This window comes from Chryseobacterium sp. MYb328 (genome assembly GCF_037572595.1).
Taxonomy (GTDB): domain Bacteria; phylum Bacteroidota; class Bacteroidia; order Flavobacteriales; family Weeksellaceae; genus Chryseobacterium; species Chryseobacterium pennae.
In genome coordinates, this window is the sequence record NZ_JBBGZQ010000001.1 from 187,779 (window position 1) to 210,134 (window position 22,356).

Genomic DNA, 22,356 nt, shown 5'->3' on the forward strand with positions numbered 1-22,356 from the left:
GTTATTTAGAAGAAATTACTTTTGATCTGTTTAAAAAATTTATTTTAATAGCTAGATTTAATATTTTGTGATGTGGTGTGAAAATATCTATATATTACTTGAAGATAAACCTTCACTATTAAAATAAATTATAAAATAACAAAATGAATTATTTTTCCAACTTGCTTATTATAAAAACTAACTGTGTCTAGGTGGAGATGAGGGAATGAAACGAATAAAAAATATCTCCAACTATTTCAAGTTTTCATGATTGTACCGTTTTGTTTAAAGATCTTCTATGCTTTAAAATTGGAAATGAACATAATCCATTTTGTTAACATCGTTATTTATATATTATTATGCAGAAACAATTCCCATTCATTCATCTGTATCTTCATGTATATAATTAAATTTGTGTCACTAAGTTTACATTTACAAATGTCCGGATATTACTGTTCTTCTTTCTTATATTATTTTAATTATTAGTTATAAAATTTTCACTTCATAGTGAATATTGTGCATTAAATATCTTTTGTTTCTCTTAAATGAAAAACAAAAACAATCTGTTCATCATACTTTAAGAATAAAATTTTCTTTATTCAATCCCGAAGTGTGATATTGCCAGTTTATGGTAATAACTTCTGTAAGGACCTTTTTTAAAGTTCCAAAATCTGAAGGTTTCTTCATACAGATATTGTTGCCTTTTACGAAGGCTTCTTCAATTTCATCTTCAGTGATTTCATCATCATAAATGGCCGTCACCATATTACAGAACTTTGGATTGGATTTCACTTCATCAATACATTCTACACTGCTTTTTTCAGGAATAGAGTACTTAATAAAAACAATTTCGGGAACTACAGCATCATCATTATTCAGATATTCCATCAGAGTTTTTCCGTTACTGAAACATTGAACTTTTATAGAGATCTTCAGCTCTTTAAATATATTTTTAAAAAAAATTAAGGTGTTTTCATCGTTATCTGCTACAATTACGTTCAGAAATTCTTTATTCATACTGCATTTTAGGGTTTATTACCATGCTTTGGGCTCTTCTTCTTTTGCCAATGATCTTTTGAAACTGTGAAGGTGTAATTCCTGTCGTATTTTTAAACTGAGTACTTAAATGGGCCACACTGGAATAGTTCAGCTTATGGGCAATTTCGGTAAGGCTTTGTTTATTTCTTATAATCAGAGCTTTTGCATGCTCTATTTTCTGGAGAATAATAAAGTTCTCTATGGAAGTATAAGCAACTTCTGAAAATAGATTGGAAAGATATCCATAGCTATGATTCAGTTTTTCAGAAATATAAATGGATGCTTTCACGGGAATAATTTCTTCAGAAAAGACAAGTTCCACAATGGCATCTTTTATTTTCTGTACCAAAGCCGTTTTCTGGCTTTCAATGATCTCAATACCATAATCACCAAGATTTTTCTTGAAAAGACTATGTTGTTCCTGAGTAAAAGGTTCATAGAACTCCACCTCGCCGAAGTTCAGCAATCGGTATTTAAGCCCGTGCTCCTTCAGTTTTTCTTCCAATACCTTTTTACAAAGAGCATTGAAATCAAATTTAACGTACATTTTCATCCTGGTATAAGTAAGCCTATATTTTTAGTAAATATAATAATTTATTTCAATTAAATGTGAAATAGAAGACTTTTTTTTAACATAATATATATACAAAAAAACTCCTGTATCCGAAAATACAGGAATTTAAACACTAAGGATGAAAAAAATATACTGATAAAAAGCTATGTCAGCTCAAAACCAAGCATATGAATGTATTGTTATAAGTGATTTGGTTCTGAAACAAAGATGATCTAAAAAAAGAAATCACCTGTTATAGAATTACAAGGTAAAGTTACAAAATTTTAAGTCAATTATTCGTGAATTAGAAATTCCATTAAATAATCGTCCATTACAAACCCGTTTCCAATATCAAAAACACCCTCATCATATACCGTATAGCCCTGAGATTCGTAGAATTTTCTAGCAGCATTATTTTTATTGACATTGAGGATAATTCTTTTGTTTCCATTTTCAGAAACTTTTTCATTTAAAAACCGAAGGGCACCTTTCCCAAATCCTTTTCCTTTACTTTCCGGAACCAGATAAATGCGGTGCAGTTTGGTGGTCCTATCTTCATAATTGTGTTCATACCCGATAAATCCTTCGTAAGAATCATTATGTTCATCTGCAATAAGATAATAGTGATAATCAGGTTTTTCTAAATGGCTTGCAATTTCCTGTTCCGAATACATTTCAGAAAGCATATACTCCATTTGTTCTTCTGAAAGTATCTCTGCATACGCAATTACCCATGATCTTCTAGCAAGATCCTGGATCAGTGGGATATCTTCTTCTGTAGCTTTTATTAATTTCATATTTTATATACATTATGATTAAAAAAAGTGAAAAGTTGGAACTTTTCACTTTGTTATATTTATTTATCGTAAATGGATATGTTTGTAAGTAATTGAAAATTTAAAAAATCAATATCAACTCTTATCATTTCCATTCATTAGATTTTGGTCATTTCAGCCTTAATCTTAGCATAAAGCCCTTCTGATGCAGCAACTAAAGGAAGTCTAAGATAGTTTTTGATAATTCCCTTCTCTGCTAATACCACTTTAATACCGCAAGGATTTCCTTCTGCAAAAATGAGACGTGTAATTTCAACTAATTTATTGTGGATCTCATACGCTTCTTTCACTTTACCTTCAAGAGCGAATTGTACCATGGTTGAAAATTCTTTCGGATACCCCTGCCCGATTACTGATATCACTCCGTTTCCACCTGCCAATGTTACCGGAACAGTAAATTCATCATCCCCGGAAACTAATGAAAAGCCTTCCGGTTTCTTTCTCAGGATATCAAAATACTGCAGGATATTGGGTGCAGCTTCCTTAATCATGAATAGGTTCGGGAATTCACTTGCAAGACGAACCGTAGTATCAGCCTCTACATTCTGCCCTGTTCTGGAAGGAACGTTATAAATGATAATATTTTTCCCTGTGGAAGCTAAGGCTTTATAATGTTGATAAATACCTTCCTGATTCGGTTTATTGTAATATGGAGATACTGACAGTACTGCCTCAAATGCAGAAAGATCTGCTTCCTCGATCTGTTTTTTGACCTCAAGAGTATTATTACCGCCTATTCCTAAAACCAAAGGAAGACGTTTATTATTCACCTTAATGATATGCTCAATTACCTGTTTCTTCTCTTCGTCAGAAAGCGTTGCGGCTTCTGCCGTAGTTCCCAATACTACCAAATAATTGGTTCCGTTCTCAATGTTATATTCAACAAGTTTTGATAAACTGTCGAAGTCAACGGATAAATCTTCATTAAAGGGTGTTATCAATGCAACACCTACTCCTTTTAAAATGCTCATCTGTTCGAATTATTTTTGTCAAATTTAATCATTTACCGTAAGAATTTACAATAAATAATAATGTTTTATTATACATATAGTTATATTTGCATATACTAAAAGATAGTATGAAATTGCCATACCCGAAATTGTTTACAAAAAACTCAGAAAGAGCCGGCGATTACATATGACCTTATAAAAATAATTTGCAGCATATGAAAAATAAATTCTTGTTATTAGGAATTGTTCTGGTCTCTCTCACAGCATGCAAAACGGCTTCTGTGCCGCAGCTTGTGAATGTAAAGACTCAGAAAAATATTTCTATTAATAATGAGCTAAAAAATGATGAGGAGTTTGTAAAGTTTATTGAACCCTATAAGCTGAAACTGGATAAAGAGATGAACCAAAAGATCTCCCACACCAATGCAGATCTTACCAAACAGGGGGATAACAGCAATCTGGGGAATCTTTTAGCAGACTATACTCTTGAAGGCGGTGATGAATGGACGAAGACTCATCTTAAACAAAATGTAGATGCTGCTTTGATCAATATCGGAGGTATTCGTACTACTATTGGAAAAGGTGATATCATGCTCAAAAATCTTTTTGAAGTAATGCCTTTCGAAAATGAACTGATCATTGTAAAGATGAAAGGAGCTGATTTGCCGGGACTTTTTCAATATTATGCAAAAACGCAGGTCAACAATCCGGTCTCTCACTTATATATTGAAACCAAAAACGGACAGTTAACTCAATCTTTAATTAACGGAAAACAAGTGGATCCCAACAAAGACTACTATATTGCGACTTCAGACTATCTTGCTCTGGGAGGTGATAATATGAGTTTCTTTGCAAAAGGGGAATCTATTCCTACAGGCATTAAACTTAGGGACTTGTATATTGATTACTTCAGAAAAAATCCTGAAATCGTTTCTCCTACAGATGTTCGTTTAAATTTTATTGGTAAAAAGTAATGGATAGAAAAAGTTTTTTAAAAGCAATAGGTGGTGGATCTTTGGCAGTAGCTTTAGCTCCCAATATGATGATGGCGGAAGAATTAAACATTCTTAACTTAAAGTCCGCAAATAAACTGACCATCCTTCACACTAACGACCAACACAGCAGAATAGAGCCATTCGATACAAGCTACACAAAAAACCCCAATCAGGGTGGTTTTGCAAGAAGAGCTCATTTAATTCAACAAATCAGAAATCAGGAAAGTAACGTATTACTTCTTGATTCAGGAGATATTTTCCAGGGAACCCCTTATTTTAATTTTTTTGGCGGGGAGCTGGAATTCAAATTAATGTCCATGATGAAGTATGACGCTTCTACTATGGGAAATCATGATTTTGATAATGGATTGGACGGATTTTTAAAAGTTCTTCCGAATGCAAAATTTCCATTTATCTGTTCTAATTATGATTTTAAAAATACCATTCTTGACGGAAAAACTTCTCCCTATAAGATTTTCGACAAAAACGGAATCAAAGTCGGGATCTTTGGGGTAGGAATCCAGCTGGATGGTCTGGTAGGTAAAAAGCAATATGCCGAAACGGTTTATTCTAACCCAATTGAAGTAGCACAGCATTATTCAGAATTTTTGAAAAAAGACCAGAAATGTGATCTTGTTATTTGTCTTTCGCACATCGGATATGATTACAAGGATGAGCCTAATAAGATAAGTGATAAAATTCTGGCTGCCAATACAGAAAATATTGACATCATTCTGGGTGGCCATACCCATACATTCTTACCGGAACCTCAAACATTTACCAACAGACAGGGCAAAAATGTTCTTGTCAACCAAGTAGGATGGGCAGGACTTCTTTTAGGTAGAATAGATTTTTATTTTGATACAAACAAAAACATAAAGCATATTTCCTGGAATAACCAGGCAATAGATAGCAGCATAATAGCATAACATGAAAAAACTCTCTCTAATTTCTCTTGGTATTTTAGCCTCCCTGCAGTTTACAAAAGCTCAGATCATTTCATCAAAAAAATGGGCAGATCTCTTTTCCTATAATAATGTCTTAGCCATGAAGGAAGACAATGGAAAAATTGTAGCTGCCACAGAAAACGGAATATTCTATTATACGATATCAACAGGAGAAATTACGAAGTTATCTAAAGCAAACGGTCTTCATAATATAGGGATAACAGCTTTTGATTATGATCCTAAAAGTAAAACAGCGGTTATAGGTTATGAAAATGGAGCGTTGGATGTGGTTACGCCTAATGAAGTAAAATATATTGTTGATATTCCTATCGCTGCTGGCTATAATGGAAATAAAAAAATTAACCATATTTCTATTTCGGGAGACAGAGCTGCAATTTCAGTAGGTTATGGAGTATCTATATTTAATCTTAAAAAGAAAGAATTTGCAGAATCTGCATTTTTCCTAAGTGCTGGAGTGTTTGAAGCCAGTAACGAAGCTACTATATTTGGAAACAAAGTATACTGTGTAACAAATTCAGGTCTGAAGAGTCACGAAATAAACAATACATTCCCTGCGTACTCTACGTGGGTCACCGAAATTCCGGGAGCATTCAAACATATTGATTCCGAATCCGAATTAGCATTTTCTTCTGCCACGGCTGCATTTGTTTATAATAATGGAGCTCCAATACAGCTTCCGATCAATCTAGGAAACATTCAGGATGTTGTGGTAACAGACAATAATGTTGTAGTAACAGACAGTAGAGTATATACTTTTGGACTTAACGGAACTTATTCGAATGCTGTAGATTTTGGAGAACAGTGTAATACCTCTGTTGTAGCAGGTGGAAGAATATTTGCCGGAACTGTACTGTCCGGGATAAAGGATGAAAGCAATAATTCATATAAACCATCCGGCCCACATTTTAATTTTGCTTATAAAATAAGCCTGTATGAAAATAACCAGATTCTGGTTTCCAGCGGGGCAAGAGCCGGAAGGTATAATTATCCTGTAGAAAATCCTAAAAGGCCAGGTTTTTATTATTTTAATGGTACAGAATGGATCTACCCCTCCTATTTTAATACCTTCCCAGGAGAAATTGACTTATTAGATGTCATATTAAATCCTCTTGATCATAGTGAAGTGCTCTTTACAAATTATACTATGAAGAATCAGGGAATTTATAAACTGAAATATAATACAGCCAATAAAGACTTTGATTTTGTAAAACGCTATAGTGTGCAGGCTACAGACTATAGCCGACGAACTGTAGGGCTTGCCACAGATACAAAAAACAACATTTTTGCCACCTTTGCTTTTAACGATGGAGGGCCAGCTGTAGCTATGTATGATAAAGCTGCCGATGACTTCGTTCTTAAAGTTTTCGCTTTTAAAAGCCCCGCAATACAAAAACCTGTAGCTTATGAGAATCTGTTATGGATTCCTTTACCAAGAGCTAATTCTTTCTGGATATATGATTATAAAGATGCAGTTAACCTTTCTGATGACAATGATTATATTTTAAAAGAATCCAATGGACTTCCTCCTAACTCAGGAGGAACAGTATCTGTAGCTTTTGATAAAGCAGGAGATGCATGGATTGGGACAGATAGCGGTTTAAGAGTTTTATCTAATGCAGCTAAAGAAATAACGGGTCTGGAACCTAAGGTTAATCCGATCATTATAGAACAAAATGGCCTTGGTGAAGAACTTTTCAGAGATTCCAGTATTCTTCAGGTGGAAGTAGATGGTGGAGATTACAAATGGGTTTCTGTTGAAGGTGGTGGTGTATACTATCTTTCTTCAGATGGTCAAAGGACCATAAAGCATTTTACAATGGAAAACTCACCTCTTCCTACGAATAGTGTTACTGATATAAAAGCAGATAAAAAGACAGGTAAAGTATATTTTGTAACTTATAACGGTATTGTAACTTATCAGAGTGATGTTACTGATGTAACATCCAATTTCGGAGATGTATTGGTTTATCCTAACCCTGTTGTGTATTCTAATTTCAAAGGGAAGGTTACCATTAAAGGATTAGCAGAAAAAACCAATATAAGAATCACAGATGCCGCAGGAAATGTTGTACACTCTGCAGTCGCAAGAGGAGGTTACTATGAATGGGATCTTAACAACCAGAAAGGAAGCAGAGTAGCTTCAGGAATTTATTTTGTATTAATGACCAACGAAGATGGTTCTGATAAAGCGACAGCCAAAATAGGCGTAGTCAATTAATGAATACACAAAGCGGTTTTTTACTTTCATTCATCAAATACGGGGAAAACGATGCTGTTCTGCATTGTTTTACAGAAGAGGATGGCTTTCAGTCTTATTTTCTAAAAGGAATTTATTCCCGGAAAAATAAAAAGAAAGCCTTCCTGCAACCCTTGAATAAACTTAATTTCTCCATTAGTCCTGTAAGAGGGAATGGAATACCTACGATCTCAAAATTTGAGCTGGTAAAAAGCAATGATACTTATGCTGATATCAAGGCCAGTACTGTCATATTCTTTATTTCAGATTTTTTGAACCAGGTTCTGAAGCTCGAAAATAAAAACCTTACTATTTTCTTCAGTATTGAAAGGTTTATTGCTGAGCTGGAACAACAAAACTATCAGTGTCATTTGCTGTTTCTGCTTGCCATCCTAAAAGTACAGGGAGTCGCTCCTTTAATAGGTGAAGGAAAGTTTTTAGATCCGGAAACCGGAACATTTTCCACAGTTCCCGCACATCAGGTATTCAGTGAAGAAATTTCAATGATCTGGAAAAGTATTCTCTGTGCTGAAAACCTTTATAGTGTAAAAGTACATTCTTCCCTAAGAAAAGATTTTCTGGACAGTCTTTTGGTATATTATCATTATCATATTACAGATTTTCAAACGCCTGCATCCCTGGAAGTAATACAGCAGATATTTGAATAGCTGGAAAAGAAGAAAAGTCACTAAAGAAACACCCAGCCTCCCTCTTCCAACTCCCGGCATTTCTTAATTTTCTTTACCTTTTATACCTTCAGCATCTTCCGGCATTTCCGTTTCAGATTCGGCGATTTCTTTTTTAGTAAATCTTGGCTGCAGGATTTTTGCGATAAGCCCTGTCCAGCCTGTTTGGTGGGAAGCTCCTACTCCACGTCCGTTATCTCCATGGAAATATTCATAGAATAAAATATAATCTTTAAAATCGGGATCGGTTTGAAATCTTTCATACTGTCCGTGTACAGCGCGTTTTCCGTGTTCATCCTTTAAGAATATCTTTGCCAACCGTTTATTTAAGGAGTCTGCAATCTGATCCAGATTAGAATATTTTCCGCTTCCGGTAGGATATTCAATTAAAAAATCAGGGCTGTAGTAGAAGAAAAACCGCTGGAGGCTGTCTATAATTAAAAAATTGATAGGAAACCAAACCGGACCCCGCCAATTACTATTTCCTCCAAATAATCCACTGTCACTTTCTGCAGGAGTATATTTTACACAGTAATCCGTTTCATTGAGATTCAGCGTATAAGGATTTCTTTCATATTCTTTAGAAAGGGCTCTTACTCCATAATCACTCAGAAATTCATCAGGATTCAACATTCTGGCCAGTAATCTTTTTAACCGATGTCCTCGAAGTAAAGACAAAAGGTGCTTGGAATCCTGTCCTTTTACTTCCCATCTTGAAACCAATGCTGCCAATTCCGGCTTATTATCCAATACCCATTTCATTCTTTTCTTAAAATTGGGTAAATTTTCAATCATTTCATCGTCTATTACCTCAACAGCGAACATCGGAATTAATCCTACAATGGTTCTCAGTCGTAAATACATATGAGTTCCGTCACTGGAAGCAATAGCATCATAAAAAAACTCATCTTCTTCATCCCAAAGGCTGAAATTCTCATCTCCCATATTATCCAGTGAATTGGCAATGGCCAGAAAATGTTCAAAAAACTTCATTGCCATTTCTTCATATACATTATTGTATTGAGCAAGCTCCAAAGCGATCCGCATCATATTCAATGCAAACATGGCCATCCAGCTTGTACCGTCCGACTGTTCCAGCTGTTCTCCATTGGGCAAAGTAGAATTTCTATCAAAGACCCCAATATTATCAAGCCCTAAAAAGCCACCTTCAAAAATATTGTTACCATTAATGTCCTTTTTATTTACCCACCAGTTAAAATTCATCAACAGTTTTTGAAAAGCACTTTCCAAAAATTCAAGATCAGGCTTTTCTCTTAAATATTCATCAATTTTAAATACCCTGAAAACTGCCCATGCATGTACCGGAGGATTTACATCACTAAAGTTCCACTCATAGGCCGGAAGTTGTCCGTTCGGATGCATATACCATTCAAATAAGAAAAGCTTCAGCTGATGTTTGGCAAAATCAGGATCAATTAATGAAAAACTGATGGTATGAAAAGCCAGATCCCAGGTTGCATACCAAGGATATTCCCATTTATCAGGCATGGAAATAATATGCTCATTATTGAGATGTTTCCAGTCATAATTCCTGATTCTTTCACGCGATTTGGAAGGAGGGATCTCTGCAGGATCGCCTTTCAGCCACTTTTCAACATTGTAATGGTAAAACATTTTGTTCCAGAGCATACCGGCAAATGCCTGTCTCTGCACCAGTTTTTCATCTTCTGACTGGATTCCTTCCTGGACTTCAGTATAGAACTCATCTGCTTCCTTATGTCTTGTTTCAAAAACAGAATTGAAATCACTGAACGGATCTTTTAAATCTTTATCTGAGATCCGGAACTCGTAGGCTTTTGTTTCTTTAGGTCTAAAATATTCGTCTATAAAAAAGGATGCTTTTGTTCCTGTATTTTTAGGATTAACTGCCTGAGAATTTCCGGTCAGTATAAAATCATTAATTCCATCCTTACAATACCTGGACTCATTGGAAGACTGATACAGCCTTTGATTATTGGTCTCATTATTACAGAACAATGTTTTTGAAGATTGTTTTGCGTACAAATTCTTTATTTCAAGATCCTGATGATTTATCCTGATATGATTAGCTTCCTCAGCAGACAATTGAGGTTTATAGTCATCATATCCCCATTTCCAGGTGTTTCTGAACCAAACTGTTGGCAAAATAACAAGAGCTGCATCTTTTTCTGCTTTATTGACAATCGTTAACCTAATAAGAATATCTTCCTGGCCTTCCTTAGCATATTCAATAAAAATATCAAAGTATTCATTATGCTCCAGAATTCCGGTATCGATTAATTCATATTCAGGTTCATCCTTATTTCTTTCCGCATTCGTTTTTATCAAATCATCATAAGGAAAAGCATTTTGAGGATATTTATACAGCATCTTCATATAAGAATGCGTAGGCGTAGAATCCAGATAATAGAAATATTCCTTTACATCCTCACCATGGTTACCCTGTCCATTGGTAAGCCCAAAGAACCGTTCCTTTACCATTTTATCTTTTTTATTCCAGAATCCAACAGAGAATACAAGTTTCTGAAGATCATCACATATTCCACAGATCCCTTCTTCACCCCATCGGTAAGTTTTGGCTTCTGCCGTATCATGGCTGGTATAGTTCCAGGCATCACCATTTTCACTGTAATCTTCACGAACAAGTCCCCATTCACGGTTACTGACGTAGGGTCCCCATTTTTTCCATGAAATATCTGAAACTCTTTCTTTTTCTGACATAAGCGTTAATTATGAGTAATGGGTTTTAAAACGTATTCACAAATTGGTAACAACGGTTACCAGACTTTAAATTTTAAACAAGGAAATCCTATCCACCTGTAGAGAAACTCTCAAATGTTGTCATTCCACCATCAACGAAAATACTGGTGCCTGTAATATAGTCTGCAAGATCGCTGGCAAGAAATACAGCCAGGTTTCCTATATCCTGAGGTTGTCCGATTCTGTTATAAGGAATAAGGGTAAGAAGTGAATTGAGTGCCTCCGGTGTACTCCATGCCTCTTTATTAATCGGTGTCTGAATAGCTCCCGGACAAATAGAATTGACCCGAATCTTATCAGCACCATATTCCTGAGCTAATGTCTGCATCAGCATTCTGACCGCCCCTTTACTGGAAGCATAATTAGCATGCCCTGCCCAGGGAATGATTTCATGCACAGAACTGATATGAATGATCTTTCCACAGGCTATAGAACGAGACGAATCTATTCCCCGTCGGAGAAATTCCTTGATCGCTTCTCTTGCACAAAGAAACTGACCGGTGAGATTAACGCCTATTACCGCATTCCATTGGTCTAAAGTCATTTCAGTAAACTTAGCATCTTTCTGAATACCGGCATTGTTTATAAGGATATCTACAGTTCCAAATTCTGAAACAACCTCCTGAAACATACGAACCACCTGATCTTCCTGTGATACATCACATTGATAAGTAATCCCTTTTCCACCGGCATCTGTAATTTCTTTTAATACTGATTTTGCTTCATCCTGAGATCTTGGTGAAGAATGATTGACAATCACAACTGCTCCTGCTGAAGCCAATGATTTTGCAATGCCGGAACCAATCCCGCTGGATGCTCCTGTAACCACTGCTACCTGATTGCGAAGTGATATTTCCATAGTTGTAAATTGATGTTACTCAAAGTTATGGAAACAAATCAGCAGTAAAAAAATTATGATTTTAAAATTTTATTAAAGTTTCTTATACATCAGATATTGAGGCCCGCTTCTTCCGATCCTGGTTTTTCCGTCAAAAATATATCCTGCTTTAAGATAAATATGATAAGCAGGGTCATTTTTTTGGTTAACTGCTAAAACAACTTCATGACAATCTTCGAAATTCACCTTTACAAAATCATCTAATTGCATCATGGCTATCTTCCCTATGCCTTTGCCTTGCATTTTAGGATTTACGGATAAAGACCTTACCAAAACAGCGTTTGCATTATCAGTCAGTTCAAATTTATCCTTTCCGAAATCAAGGACAAAGAAACCTACAGGAACATCATCTTTTAGGATTGTAATGGGAAATGCATCATGATCATCCCTCTTCTTAATATTTTGCAGTGCCTGATTTGCAGTTGCCGTAAAGCGCATCTGATGTTCATCTAAATCATAACTCACCTCTGAAAGATGTTCCTCGGGCTTAAAAAACGCCAACCTTATCATAAGAAGCAGATTTTAGTGATGGTAAATATCTTCATACATTACTCCTGCCCTTATTTCTACCGGAAGCTTATTTTCTTCGGGAACAATGGGACAGTTATAATCATAAGCATTATAGGCACAAAACGGATGGTAAGACTGGTTAAAGTCTAAAATAATGGTATTTCCTTTCGGGGTTTTCAGATCCATATATTTTCCGCCACCATAGGTTTCTTTTTCATTGGTAGCATCCCGGAACGGTAGAAAAAGGTAATCTTTGTATTTATCTTGTTTAATAAGATCAAGACTTTGGTACAGCGTTAATGTATAAGGTTTGCCGTCCAGCTCAAAGGTAGCTTTTCCATATTCTTTGTAAGACTTTGTTTTGCCTGAAGATGTTGGCAGTTCAAAAGGTTGTGCATCTTTAGTTCTGACAAACTTTGCTGTTACCCGATATTTCGGATCAAAAGGAAAAAATGGATGCCCTTTAAAATTTTTAAAATTATCCCCTCGTAAAGGAGTTTCTTTTGGATCCAGGTATTCTTTATCAAGATCTTGTTGAAATCTTTTAACTTCCATAACCTCTCTGGAAACCATTTTTTGTGAAAGGGCTAATAAGGGTAAAAAGAAAAAGATCAATATATATTTTTTCATGAAATCTAAAATTATGAGTAAAACTAAGAATTTTCCTGCGTTTCAAAAGTTAAAACTGTACTAAAAAAGTATAATCTGTTTTAAATAAAATTCCTTGTCTTAGATCTAGCATACTTTTTGAGCAGCAAAGGCCATGGACAGAAAGAAATTCATCAAAACGGGTATACTCGCCATTTCAGGTTTTTATTTTCTACAATCAGACCTTTTTCAGGCTGCTGAACGGAGAACAAACACCATAAAACAAACCATAGATTCACCAATTATTATCATTGGAAGCGGCTATGGTGGTGCAGTTTCTGCCTTACGTTTGTGTGAAGCTGGAAAAAAAGTTGTCCTGCTGGAAATGGGTCTTAACTGGGAAAAATCAGGAATTCCCTTTTCCAATCTCTTAAAACCCGGACAAAGTTCAGCATGGCTAAGAAAAAAAACAATTGCTCCTTTTATGAATATCTTTTCCTTAACGCCTTTCACCGGAACACTGGACCGTATGGAGTTTGATACAATTAATATCTGGTTGGGAAGAGGCGTTGGTGGTGGCTCATTGGTTAACGGAGGAATGGCAGTAACTCCCAAGGAAAGCTACTTCAAAGAAGTTTTCCCTAATCTTGATGCTGAAAGGTTTTACAGTCATTACTTCCCTCTCGTACAGGAAGAGCTCAAAGTAAATATTATTGATGAAAAGTTTCTAAATGATTGTCCTTATTACAAATTTACAAGAGTAGGTGAAGAAGAGGCTCATAAAGCAGGTTTTAAAACTATGAGAGTTCCCAATGTTTATGATTTTAAATATATGGAAAAGGAATTCCGGAATGAAGTTCCCCGCTCTGCTCTCAATACAGAAGTGATCTATGGAAATAACCATGGTAAAAACAGTTTGGATAAAACCTATCTGAAAAAGGCTTTAGAAACCGGAAATCTTGAAATTCTGGATCTGCATTGTGTAGATCATATTAAACTCAATGATGACAAAAGTTATACATTAAATGTTCAGCAAATTGATACCTCAGGGAAAGTGATTGCTGATAAAATTTTCAATTGTAAGAAACTTATCCTTTCAGCGGGAACAATGGGAACTTTACAACTTTTATTACGTTCAAATGCAGTTAATAATCTTCCTGTTCATGAAAGAATCGGAAAGAACTGGGGAAACAACGGGAATTTTATGACGGGAAGAAACTGGGTAAAACCATTATCAGGTGGAACAGGTTCAAAACAATCAACAATTCCTGTGGGCGGAATTGATAACTGGGACGATAAAGAACATCCTTTTTTCACCGAAATAGCGCCTTTACCAATGGGAATGGATGTTGCTACGGCCTTATATTTACTGATCAACAGGGTAGATAAAAAAGGAGAAGTAGGATATGATAAAATCAATCAGAAACTTATACTAAACTGGGATGAAAGCCATACAGCCAACATGAAAGAAAATGCCAGATATTTTATCCGGAAAATGAATAATGCGAATGGAGGTACCCGAAGTCATTTTCTGTTTAATAATGGTTTTGGAGCAGATATTTGTTATCATCCACTTGGCGGATGTGTATTAGGTGAAGCCACCAATGAATTCGGAAAGCTAAAAGACCATGAGAACCTGTATGTACTTGACGGTTCGCTAATTCCCGGGACAATTGGGGTTAATCCATTCGTAACCATTACAGCTATTGCCGAATATTGTATTGAAAATCTGATCAGGCAGAATGAATTTTCTTAAGAAGGCAATGCTTTTACTTCTTTCAGATAATTTCGGATGTCAGCTTCATGCTGAAAAGGATATTCAAAATTCAGTTTTTTGGCTAAACCGGTTCCCAGTTCATGAACAAGGTCAGCAAAAGCAAAAAGAGCCATCCAGTTTTCTTCAAGATCACTTCCTGAAAAAGTAGCTTCTACTCTACTCCACTCTTCTGCAGAAAGATATTTTTTGAAGAGCCTTCCGTGTTTGTTGGTGGTTATATTTTTCCAGTCATGAGAACCTGCAATATACCATTCGATTAAAGGAACCAGATAATCGGTTCTCAAGATATCTTCAGACATGAATTTAGCATAGAAAATATCACCGCGTTTAAGGCATTTCGCCACATAAGTGGTATCCCACCAGAAATCATTCAGCAGCTGCTTAAATTTCTTTTCGGTGGGGTAATGAATCATAATAGATTTATGGGTTGGAACCTTCAGGTCCTTTGTAAGACCATCTTTATCAATCAAAACTTTATATCCAACGTCCCAGTCATCAGGAAGTTTCTCTTTCTTTACTTCTTCAGAAAATTCTGAGGTCTGGTAAAGTTTAAAATCAACTTTCGCATGGTCTTTGTATAAAACCATCTTCATAGCATGTTTTCCATCAAAGACTGTATCATCTTCCTCTATCATGGAAATGGGTTCTCCAAAAAGACTGATCCATTCATTATGATCTTCGTATGCTTTTCTGTTTTGAAAAACCAGTTCCACATCAAGATCACTGAAATCATCTACAGGAGCATATGGATTGACCAGTGAACTCGTCAAAAGAACAGCCCGGATATCTGGATTGTTTTCTGCCCAATGAATGATTTGTTCCAGCTTTTCTTCTCTAACCTTCATGTTAATAAGATTCTGATATTTTTACACGATAAACATCTGAAGAATTTCTTTTAATAGATTCTACAAAGAAACCACCTTCTTCAGGAATAACTTCTTTAAGATCGAAACTTTTACAATCTTTTGGAAGCCCTGAAAATATTAACGTAAACCAGAAATCCTGCATAAAGGGAACAGCCGTCCAATAAGGAGAAATTGAAATATTCTCCGCATGAATCATCTTGCTTCTATGCTCAGACTGGTTATCAAAAAGATACGTCGAATGCCAGATTCTGATTAAATTCCCTAAAAATGGGGATGCAGGAAAGCAACAATGCACAATGACCTGTTTCTCTTCTTCTATTTTTGTCTGAAGAGATTCAAGGAGTTCTTTTGCAATAACCGGCTTTATAACTATTTCTTCCACCTTTCTATAAGTAATAAATGATGAGCAATGAATAATGCTGTTGGTATCGCTTATTATTCATTGCTCATTATTAATATTTAGTATTCTAATTCCAGCTTCTCCTTGGTATATCCCCTTACCTTTTCAGTAAGTTCAGGGTGTTCAGCCAGTTTTTGTCCGTATGACGGAACCATTTCCAGTAACTTGTCTTTCCACTCTCCCTGAAGTTTCTCAGGGAAACATTTTTCAAGAACATTCAACATGGCGTATACTGCTGTGGATGCGCCTGGTGAAGCTCCCAATAAAGAAGCAATTGTTCCTTTTTTATTCACTACCACTTCAGTTCCGAATTCCAGTTTACCTCCTAATTTATCGTCTTTTTTAATGATCTGAACTCTTTGTCCGGCTACTTTCAGTTCCCAATCCTCTTCTTTAGCATCCTTGATAAATTCTCTTAAATGCTGCATTCTCTGAGATTTGGTCATCGCTACCTGCTGAATAAGGTATTTAGTCAGAGGAAGATTATGCCACCAGGCTCCGAATAAAGATTTCAAGTTTTTGGTATTCACACTTTCTGGCAAATCAAGGTAACTCCCTTCTTTCAGGAATTTTGTTGAGAACCCAGCGAAAGGACCGAAAAGAAGAGCTTTCTGACCATCAATGATTCTAAGGTCAAGGTGTGGAACAGACATTGGTGGAGCATCTACGGTTGCCTGTGTATAGACTTTAGCCTGGTGCTTTTCTACCAATTCCTGGTTATGTGTTACCAGCCACTGTCCTGAAACCGGGAAGCCTCCGTACCCTTCACTTTCTTTAATATCTGAACTGTCTAATAACGGCAGAGCATATCCTCCGGCACCAATAAATACAAAATCAGCAGTTACCTCCTGTTTGTGGTTATGGATTCTGTCCTTCACCTTCATCTCCCATTTTCCGTCTTCTTTTGGATCAATATCCTTCACCTCATGGTATAAAAATACTTCTACATTAGAATCTTCCAACAGGTGTCTACCCATTTTTCTGGTTAATGTTCCGAAGTTAACGTCTGTTCCCATATCCATTTTGGTAGCTGCCATTACTTCAGACTTGTTTCTTTTACTCATCACCAATGGAATCCACTCTCTTAGTTTATCATGATCTGTAGAAAATTCCATTCCGGAGAAAAGAACTGATTCTGACATTTTATCATGACGTTTCTTAAGATATTCAGCATCTTTTTCACCAAATACCAAACTCATATGGGGACAGGAGTTGATAAACTCCTTTGGTTCATGAATATATCCTTTCGTTAATAAATATGCCCAGAACTGTTTTGAAATTTCAAACTGTTCCGCGATACTTTCTGCTTTCTTGATATCAATACTACCATCCGGATTTTCCGGTGTATAATTTAGCTCACAAAATGCGGAATGCCCTGTTCCGGCGTTGTTCCAAGCTGCTGTACTTTCTTTGGCAAACCTTCCCAGTCTTTCGAAGATGGCAATTTCAAGTTTTGGATCAAATTCATGAAGCAGCGTTGCTAAAGTGGCGCTCATGATTCCGCCCCCTATCAGTACAACGTCGTATTTAGGTTTCGGTGTTCTGCTTGTAAGCGATTGTGACATAATTTTAAATTTTAGTTCAAATTTCGGGAAAAGTTTTAAAAAGAGAAACGCGTTTAACGATTTTAACACGTTAATTTTTGTTCTAAAAACACTTATGAATTATGCAAGGCGATATGATGGAAAGTATCAATTTATTTTGTTCATTTGATTTATCAAAACCATCAGATTTAAATGCTAGACTACATTAGAATATCTGCTTAATTTTTAAAGATTTTAACGCTATGATCGCTAAGAGAACCTTTATTACCTCTTATTTTACGATCACAGGGGCACTTCGTTCAGCTAGAATTCCTACTTTCAATCTGGCCCTTTGCGAGCGCTACGTTAAAAAAAACTCCGTCATACAGAAGTATAACGGAGCTTACATATTTTAAAACTGCTTTTAGTTCAATTTTGCAGTTAATTTCTTAAACTGTTTTTCAGCATTTTTACCTTCATAAAGAATAGCATATACTGTATCAATAATTGGAAGTTTCAGATTTTTCTGCTTGGATGTTTTGTAAATGGACTGTGCAGCATAATATCCTTCTGCCACCATGTTCATCGACTGGATTGCTGATTTTACAGTGTATCCTTTTCCAATAAGGTTTCCAAGGTTTCTGTTTCTTGAGAACAGTGAATAAGCGGTTACCAGAAGATCACCCAAATAAGCACTTTCATTGACATCTCTTGGTGCTTCATAAATTGCTTCCAGGAAAATTTCCATTTCACGGATCGCATTGGACACGAAAACTGCTGTAAAGTTATCTCCATACCCTAAGCCGCTGGCAATTCCGGCTCCGATGGCAAAAATATTTTTAAGAATAGCACTGTATTCATTTCCAAGAATATCTTTACTGGTTTGAACCTTAATGAAATCTGAACTGAAAACTCCTTCCAGCTTTTCTGCCGTTTCATCTTCTACAGTGGCAATCGTAAGGTAAGAAAGTCTTTCCATGGCAACTTCTTCAGCATGGCAAGGTCCTGCAATAACTGCCTGGTTTCTGAAACCGATTTTAAACTCATCACGCAGATAATGGGCCACCACATCATTTACCTTAGGAATAATCCCTTTAATTGCAGAAACAAAGATTTTATCTGAATAATCACAGGTCATCTTATCCAAAGTATCTGACAGATAAATGGAAGGTGTTGCCAAAACAACAACATCACATGCAGAAACCAGTTCATTAATATCCGTGGTTAGTTTTAAACTTTTCAGGTTAAAATGAGCAGCGGTAAGATAAGTCGGGTTATGTCCACGAAGTTCAATAGCTCCTTTTACAAACTCACTTCTTACACACCAGTGCACAACTTTGCAATTTTCAACAAGCATTTTTACGATAGCAGTTGCAAAACTTCCGCTTCCTACTACTCCTACAGAAACATCCTTTTTAGTCTTTTTTGGATTCGAAGATTCTGAAATAATTTTCTTTTTAGCCATAATTGGAATGTGAACTGCAAATATATTAAACAAAGATTTAACAAAATACTTTAAGGCATGATAAAAAACCACTTTCTGAAAAAAATAATGCTTCAGCACAATTAAATATACAATTCAGCGTTAGATACAGAAAAAACTGAATTTTAATTAAAGATTGCTCACAAAACTTATTTTTAATTAAATTTGCAGCTTTAAAAACCGTTTTAATTATCTAAGAAAGGAAATATGAAAAAATTTCTAAACAGCAAGAAGAACGTAAACATTCTCCTGGGAGGACTTTTACTAGTAGTTTTTGCACAAGGCATCTTCATTGCCAAACTTTTCTCGGAGAAGGATGACAAAAATTATGAAGTGAATCTTGTAAAAATAAACACTGAAAAAGACAGTGTAGATTACCTGAAAATGAAAACTGATCTTACCCTTGTAGATCAAACTGTTTCTCAACTGAACTCTTTCCTGAAGTCTAAAGACATTTCGAATGAAAAGCTAATGATGCTTGATCAGGACAGTATTGCCAATTCTATTTATCTTTCCAAACAAGCCAACCGATACAGCCAATATCTGATGGACCTACAGAAAAAACTGATGCAGGTTCCATTAGGAATGCCTACAGATGGATATATTTCATCTAATTTCGGGATCAGAAAAAATCCTATTCCATTTAAAACTGTTTTTGCTTCGGTAAAATCAAGTGCTGCCACGGAAGCTAAACCTGTTGCAGCAGCTCCGAAACCGGAAGTTAAGGCTGAACCTGTTGAAAAAATCGTGGACTTAACGGACAGTTATGGAAATAAAAGAGAAGTTAAAGTAATGGTGACTCCAAAAGCGGCTCCTGTAGCAGCTGCACCTGCTGCATCAACTTCTGCTACAAAAGCTGTTGCCGGAAATGCTACTTCTAAAGCGGCTCCTATGGAAAGAAACAATCCTCCTGCTGAAGCGGATCAGATGCAGTTCCATAAAGGACTTGACATTGCTGTTGCCTTCGGTTCTGATGTAAGAGCTGCCGCTGCCGGAACAATTATTTTCTCCGGGCAAAAAGGCGGTTACGGAAATTGCGTCATTGTTTCTCACGGAAACGGACTGGCTACCCTTTACGGACATTTATCACAGCTGATATCTAAAGTGAATGATAAAGTAAAAGTAGGTCAGGTAATTGCTAAATCCGGGAACTCCGGGCGTTCTACAGGACCCCATCTTCATTATGAAGTACATAAAAACAATACTCCGGTGAATCCGAGGTTGTTTATGAATCTATAAAAGAAAGCTGTCTCCAATGAGGCAGCTTTTTTTAATTCTAAAAGATAGTGTAGTAATATTCTCGCCGATTATGCAGATTTTTAGTTCACAAATATCTGCTAGATCTGTGGGAGATTATTTTCGCAGAGTGTTTTAGAATTACAATACAAACAAAAACAGCTGCCGATGGCAGCTGTTTTTTATTTTAAAATCTTAAGAGTTCCTTTAGGATGGGTAAATGTACCATCTGGTCCTGCAATATTAGAATAGACTATATTTTTATTGTAATCCTGGATATGAGTAACATTGAATCCCAGATGAGGCTCATGCCAATACACCATGAAAACATTTTTTGCTACTTCCACAGCTGTATATTCTACAGTATCTGTACTGTCTTTTGAACTTCCTGCTGTTCCGGTAAATGTCATTGTTTTATTGTCTTTAAAATCGAGAAGGAATTTTACAGTTCCAAAATCAACTTCTACTTTCTTACCGATGGCTGGATAGGGCGATTTTAAATCCCAAGCCATTTCACCAAGAAAAACCTTTACTCCCATTTCCAGTTCATCTTTTCCCGGAAGGCTAGGGAATTTTTTAACCATAAAGTCTACGATAGAAGACGGGGTTTTATTTTCAGTAACAGCTTTCTTATAGTTTTCAAGATAGCTTTTTACAAAATCCAGAGATGCCGGAGACAGAGACTGTTTTGCAAAATGTGAAGGAACTACCTGTTCAGGTTTTAGAGATTTCATCGCATCAATTTGGCCGATCCACTGATCAATAGCCTTTACATTTTGAGTATCTGCCATCCAAAGGTGTGAATCTACGGAAACAGAAATTCCTCCTGCTATAGTCTTTATAGACGGAATCCAAAGAAAGCTGTGCGCCGGATCTTCAGGATTCTGTATGATCTCAATTTTATTTCCTTCCAAATCAGGAACTGAAGTAACAGCTTCCGGAACAATAATTTCTGATGGAGCATCTGTTTTTAACTGTGGTTTCCAAACTGCCAGTTTATCATCCTTTGAGGCGGAAATAAGATAAGCTGTTTGTGCAGTAGAAATAATTTTAACATTAGGAAAAGCTTTTTTAATCACATCTAATCCAAAGTAGAAATCCGGATCACTGTGGGAAATAAAAACCGTTTTCATATTTTTTCCGGTAGCTTTTATTTCTTTTACCAACTGTTCTGCATATTGCTTTTGAAACTGAGCATCAATAAGTATGGCATCTTTATCTCCATAAATAATGGTAGAGGTAATTGGAAAAATAGCCTTGGTTCCGGGATTATAGACTTTAACCTTCAGATTTCCTGCAAATATACTGATGAAACCTAAAATGGCCATTAATGATAATAATTTTCTTTTTAACATTGTTGTTCTTTTTTAATTAATAAGCTGCAGTGAAACGTTCACGGATGTGATTGTTCTGCTCCAGTTCATCCACTAAAGCTACGGCTACATCTTCTACCGAAAGACGGCTTCTTCCTTCTGCATCGAATACCGGAGTTTCCAAAGAGGTTCTGTATTGACCTGTTCTTGCTCCTACATTCGCCTGGTTCATTTCTACTGCGGGGCTAAAGAAAGTCCAGTCTAATGTATTGTTTCCTTTAATCTTATTTAAATAATCTCTTGCAGCAGTTGCTCCCGGTTTATAAGCATCCGGAAAATCGGGTGTGTCTACAATCTGAACATTATCCGGTGTATAAAGGCTTCCTGCCCCTCCTACTACAATCAGTCTTTTTACTCCTGATTCTTCTACTGCTTTTTCAATATTTTCAGAGCCATTTAAAAAGTCGTTGTAAAGATTTGGATTCGTCCATCCTGCATTAAAAGCGCTGATTACAGCATCACTTCCTTTTAAAGCTTCTGCTAATTCTCCTACATTGTTTACATCAACGCTTTTTGCTGTTACATTTTCCTGTGTTTTCACCTTCGATGCGTCTCTTACTAAAGCTTCCACAGCATATCCTCTGTCTGTCAATTCTGTTACGATGTGTGCTCCTACAAATCCTGTTGCACCAATTACTGCTACTTTTTTCATAATATTTTATATTTTAAATTAAATTGTAATAAATTTTGTTACATTTATG

20 protein-coding genes are annotated in these 22,356 nt (G+C 36.0%); 6 read left to right on the forward strand and 14 right to left on the reverse strand.

The window, feature by feature from the left end:
- Nucleotides 1-549: 549 nt before the first annotated feature.
- The 4 genes from WH267_RS00900 to dapA all read right to left on the reverse strand — a co-directional run bounded on the left by WH267_RS00900 (nt 550) and on the right by dapA (nt 3,377).
- Entirely contained in the window at nt 550-996 is a 447-nt protein-coding gene (locus tag WH267_RS00900; RefSeq protein WP_340004831.1) for a response regulator, read from the reverse strand.
- Entirely contained in the window at nt 989-1,570 is a 582-nt protein-coding gene (locus WH267_RS00905) for a helix-turn-helix domain-containing protein (RefSeq protein WP_340004832.1), read from the reverse strand. The genes WH267_RS00900 and WH267_RS00905 overlap by 8 nt, the downstream gene beginning before the upstream one ends.
- 293 nt (nt 1,571-1,863) lie before the next feature.
- Nucleotides 1,864-2,367 carry a GNAT family N-acetyltransferase gene (locus WH267_RS00910; protein ID WP_340004833.1) on the reverse strand — a complete coding sequence of 168 codons (504 nt, stop codon included), beginning with the start codon at nt 2,365-2,367 and terminating at the stop codon, nt 1,864-1,866.
- Between the two features lie 137 nt (nt 2,368-2,504).
- Nucleotides 2,505-3,377 (reverse strand): 4-hydroxy-tetrahydrodipicolinate synthase, encoded by an 873-nt coding sequence (dapA, locus tag WH267_RS00915; protein WP_340004835.1) that lies wholly within the window; start codon nt 3,375-3,377, stop codon nt 2,505-2,507.
- A 194-nt stretch (nt 3,378-3,571) separates the two neighbouring features.
- Here dapA and WH267_RS00920 point away from each other — a divergent pair, with 194 nt between their 5' ends.
- From WH267_RS00920 to recO, 4 genes are read left to right on the forward strand one after another with little or no spacing between them, the layout of a single operon-like run.
- Nucleotides 3,572-4,330 (forward strand): 5'-nucleotidase C-terminal domain-containing protein, encoded by a 759-nt coding sequence (locus WH267_RS00920; RefSeq protein WP_115971921.1) that lies wholly within the window; start codon nt 3,572-3,574, stop codon nt 4,328-4,330.
- Nucleotides 4,330-5,280, forward strand: a complete 951-nt coding sequence (locus WH267_RS00925) for a bifunctional metallophosphatase/5'-nucleotidase (protein WP_115971922.1) — start codon at nt 4,330-4,332, stop codon at nt 5,278-5,280. Before WH267_RS00920 ends, WH267_RS00925 begins: the two co-directional genes overlap by 1 nt.
- A 1-nt stretch (nt 5,281) precedes the next feature.
- Nucleotides 5,282-7,537, forward strand: a complete 2,256-nt coding sequence (gene porZ, locus WH267_RS00930) for a type IX secretion system anionic LPS delivery protein PorZ (RefSeq protein WP_340004840.1) — start codon at nt 5,282-5,284, stop codon at nt 7,535-7,537.
- Nucleotides 7,537-8,223: a DNA repair protein RecO gene (gene recO / locus WH267_RS00935; protein WP_340004842.1), complete on the forward strand. Its 687-nt coding sequence runs from the start codon at nt 7,537-7,539 to the stop codon at nt 8,221-8,223. Before porZ ends, recO begins: the two co-directional genes overlap by 1 nt.
- 63 nt (nt 8,224-8,286) lie before the next feature.
- Here recO and WH267_RS00940 read toward each other — a convergent pair whose 3' ends face one another.
- From WH267_RS00940 to WH267_RS00955, 4 genes are all read right to left on the reverse strand, one after another.
- Nucleotides 8,287-10,962 carry an MGH1-like glycoside hydrolase domain-containing protein gene (locus WH267_RS00940; protein ID WP_340004844.1) on the reverse strand — a complete coding sequence of 892 codons (2,676 nt, stop codon included), beginning with the start codon at nt 10,960-10,962 and terminating at the stop codon, nt 8,287-8,289.
- A gap of 88 nt (nt 10,963-11,050) precedes the next feature.
- A complete protein-coding gene (locus WH267_RS00945) occupies nt 11,051-11,860 on the reverse strand; it encodes a glucose 1-dehydrogenase (protein ID WP_340004846.1) in 810 nt (269 codons plus the stop codon).
- Nucleotides 11,861-11,932: 72 nt separating this feature from the next.
- Nucleotides 11,933-12,409 carry a GNAT family N-acetyltransferase gene (locus tag WH267_RS00950; RefSeq protein ID WP_340004848.1) on the reverse strand — a complete coding sequence of 159 codons (477 nt, stop codon included), beginning with the start codon at nt 12,407-12,409 and terminating at the stop codon, nt 11,933-11,935.
- 12 nt (nt 12,410-12,421) lie between these two features.
- Nucleotides 12,422-13,039 (reverse strand): DUF1684 domain-containing protein, encoded by a 618-nt coding sequence (locus tag WH267_RS00955; RefSeq protein ID WP_340004851.1) that lies wholly within the window; start codon nt 13,037-13,039, stop codon nt 12,422-12,424.
- A gap of 133 nt (nt 13,040-13,172) precedes the next feature.
- On the opposite strand from WH267_RS00955, the gene WH267_RS00960 reads away from it, so the two are divergent.
- Nucleotides 13,173-14,753, forward strand: a complete 1,581-nt coding sequence (locus tag WH267_RS00960) for a GMC family oxidoreductase N-terminal domain-containing protein (RefSeq protein WP_340004853.1) — start codon at nt 13,173-13,175, stop codon at nt 14,751-14,753.
- Here WH267_RS00960 and WH267_RS00965 read toward each other — a convergent pair.
- The 4 genes from WH267_RS00965 to WH267_RS00980 all read right to left on the reverse strand — a co-directional run bounded on the left by WH267_RS00965 (nt 14,750) and on the right by WH267_RS00980 (nt 19,028).
- A complete protein-coding gene (locus tag WH267_RS00965) occupies nt 14,750-15,619 on the reverse strand; it encodes an AadS family aminoglycoside 6-adenylyltransferase (RefSeq protein ID WP_340004856.1) in 870 nt (289 codons plus the stop codon). The two genes, WH267_RS00960 and WH267_RS00965, sit on opposite strands and share 4 nt — an antisense overlap.
- Before the next feature lies 1 nt (nt 15,620).
- Nucleotides 15,621-16,022, reverse strand: coding sequence for a hypothetical protein (locus WH267_RS00970; protein ID WP_123321743.1), 402 nt, complete (start codon nt 16,020-16,022; stop codon nt 15,621-15,623).
- Between the two features lie 77 nt (nt 16,023-16,099).
- Nucleotides 16,100-17,605, reverse strand: coding sequence for a malate dehydrogenase (quinone) (gene mqo / locus WH267_RS00975; protein ID WP_340004859.1), 1,506 nt, complete (start codon nt 17,603-17,605; stop codon nt 16,100-16,102).
- Between the two features lie 382 nt (nt 17,606-17,987).
- Nucleotides 17,988-19,028 carry an NAD(P)H-dependent glycerol-3-phosphate dehydrogenase gene (locus tag WH267_RS00980; RefSeq protein ID WP_123321745.1) on the reverse strand — a complete coding sequence of 347 codons (1,041 nt, stop codon included), beginning with the start codon at nt 19,026-19,028 and terminating at the stop codon, nt 17,988-17,990.
- 225 nt (nt 19,029-19,253) lie between these two features.
- Here WH267_RS00980 and WH267_RS00985 point away from each other — a divergent pair, with 225 nt between their 5' ends.
- Nucleotides 19,254-20,285: a M23 family metallopeptidase gene (locus tag WH267_RS00985; RefSeq protein WP_340004860.1), complete on the forward strand. Its 1,032-nt coding sequence runs from the start codon at nt 19,254-19,256 to the stop codon at nt 20,283-20,285.
- A gap of 179 nt (nt 20,286-20,464) precedes the next feature.
- Here the strand turns inward: WH267_RS00985 and WH267_RS00990 are convergent, their stop codons facing one another.
- Complete coding sequence (locus tag WH267_RS00990; protein ID WP_340004863.1) at nt 20,465-21,637, reverse strand: MBL fold metallo-hydrolase; 1,173 nt, start codon at nt 21,635-21,637, stop codon at nt 20,465-20,467.
- 16 nt (nt 21,638-21,653) lie between these two features.
- Nucleotides 21,654-22,307: an NAD(P)-dependent oxidoreductase gene (locus WH267_RS00995; RefSeq protein WP_340004865.1), complete on the reverse strand. Its 654-nt coding sequence runs from the start codon at nt 22,305-22,307 to the stop codon at nt 21,654-21,656.
- Nucleotides 22,308-22,356: the final 49 nt, after the last annotated feature.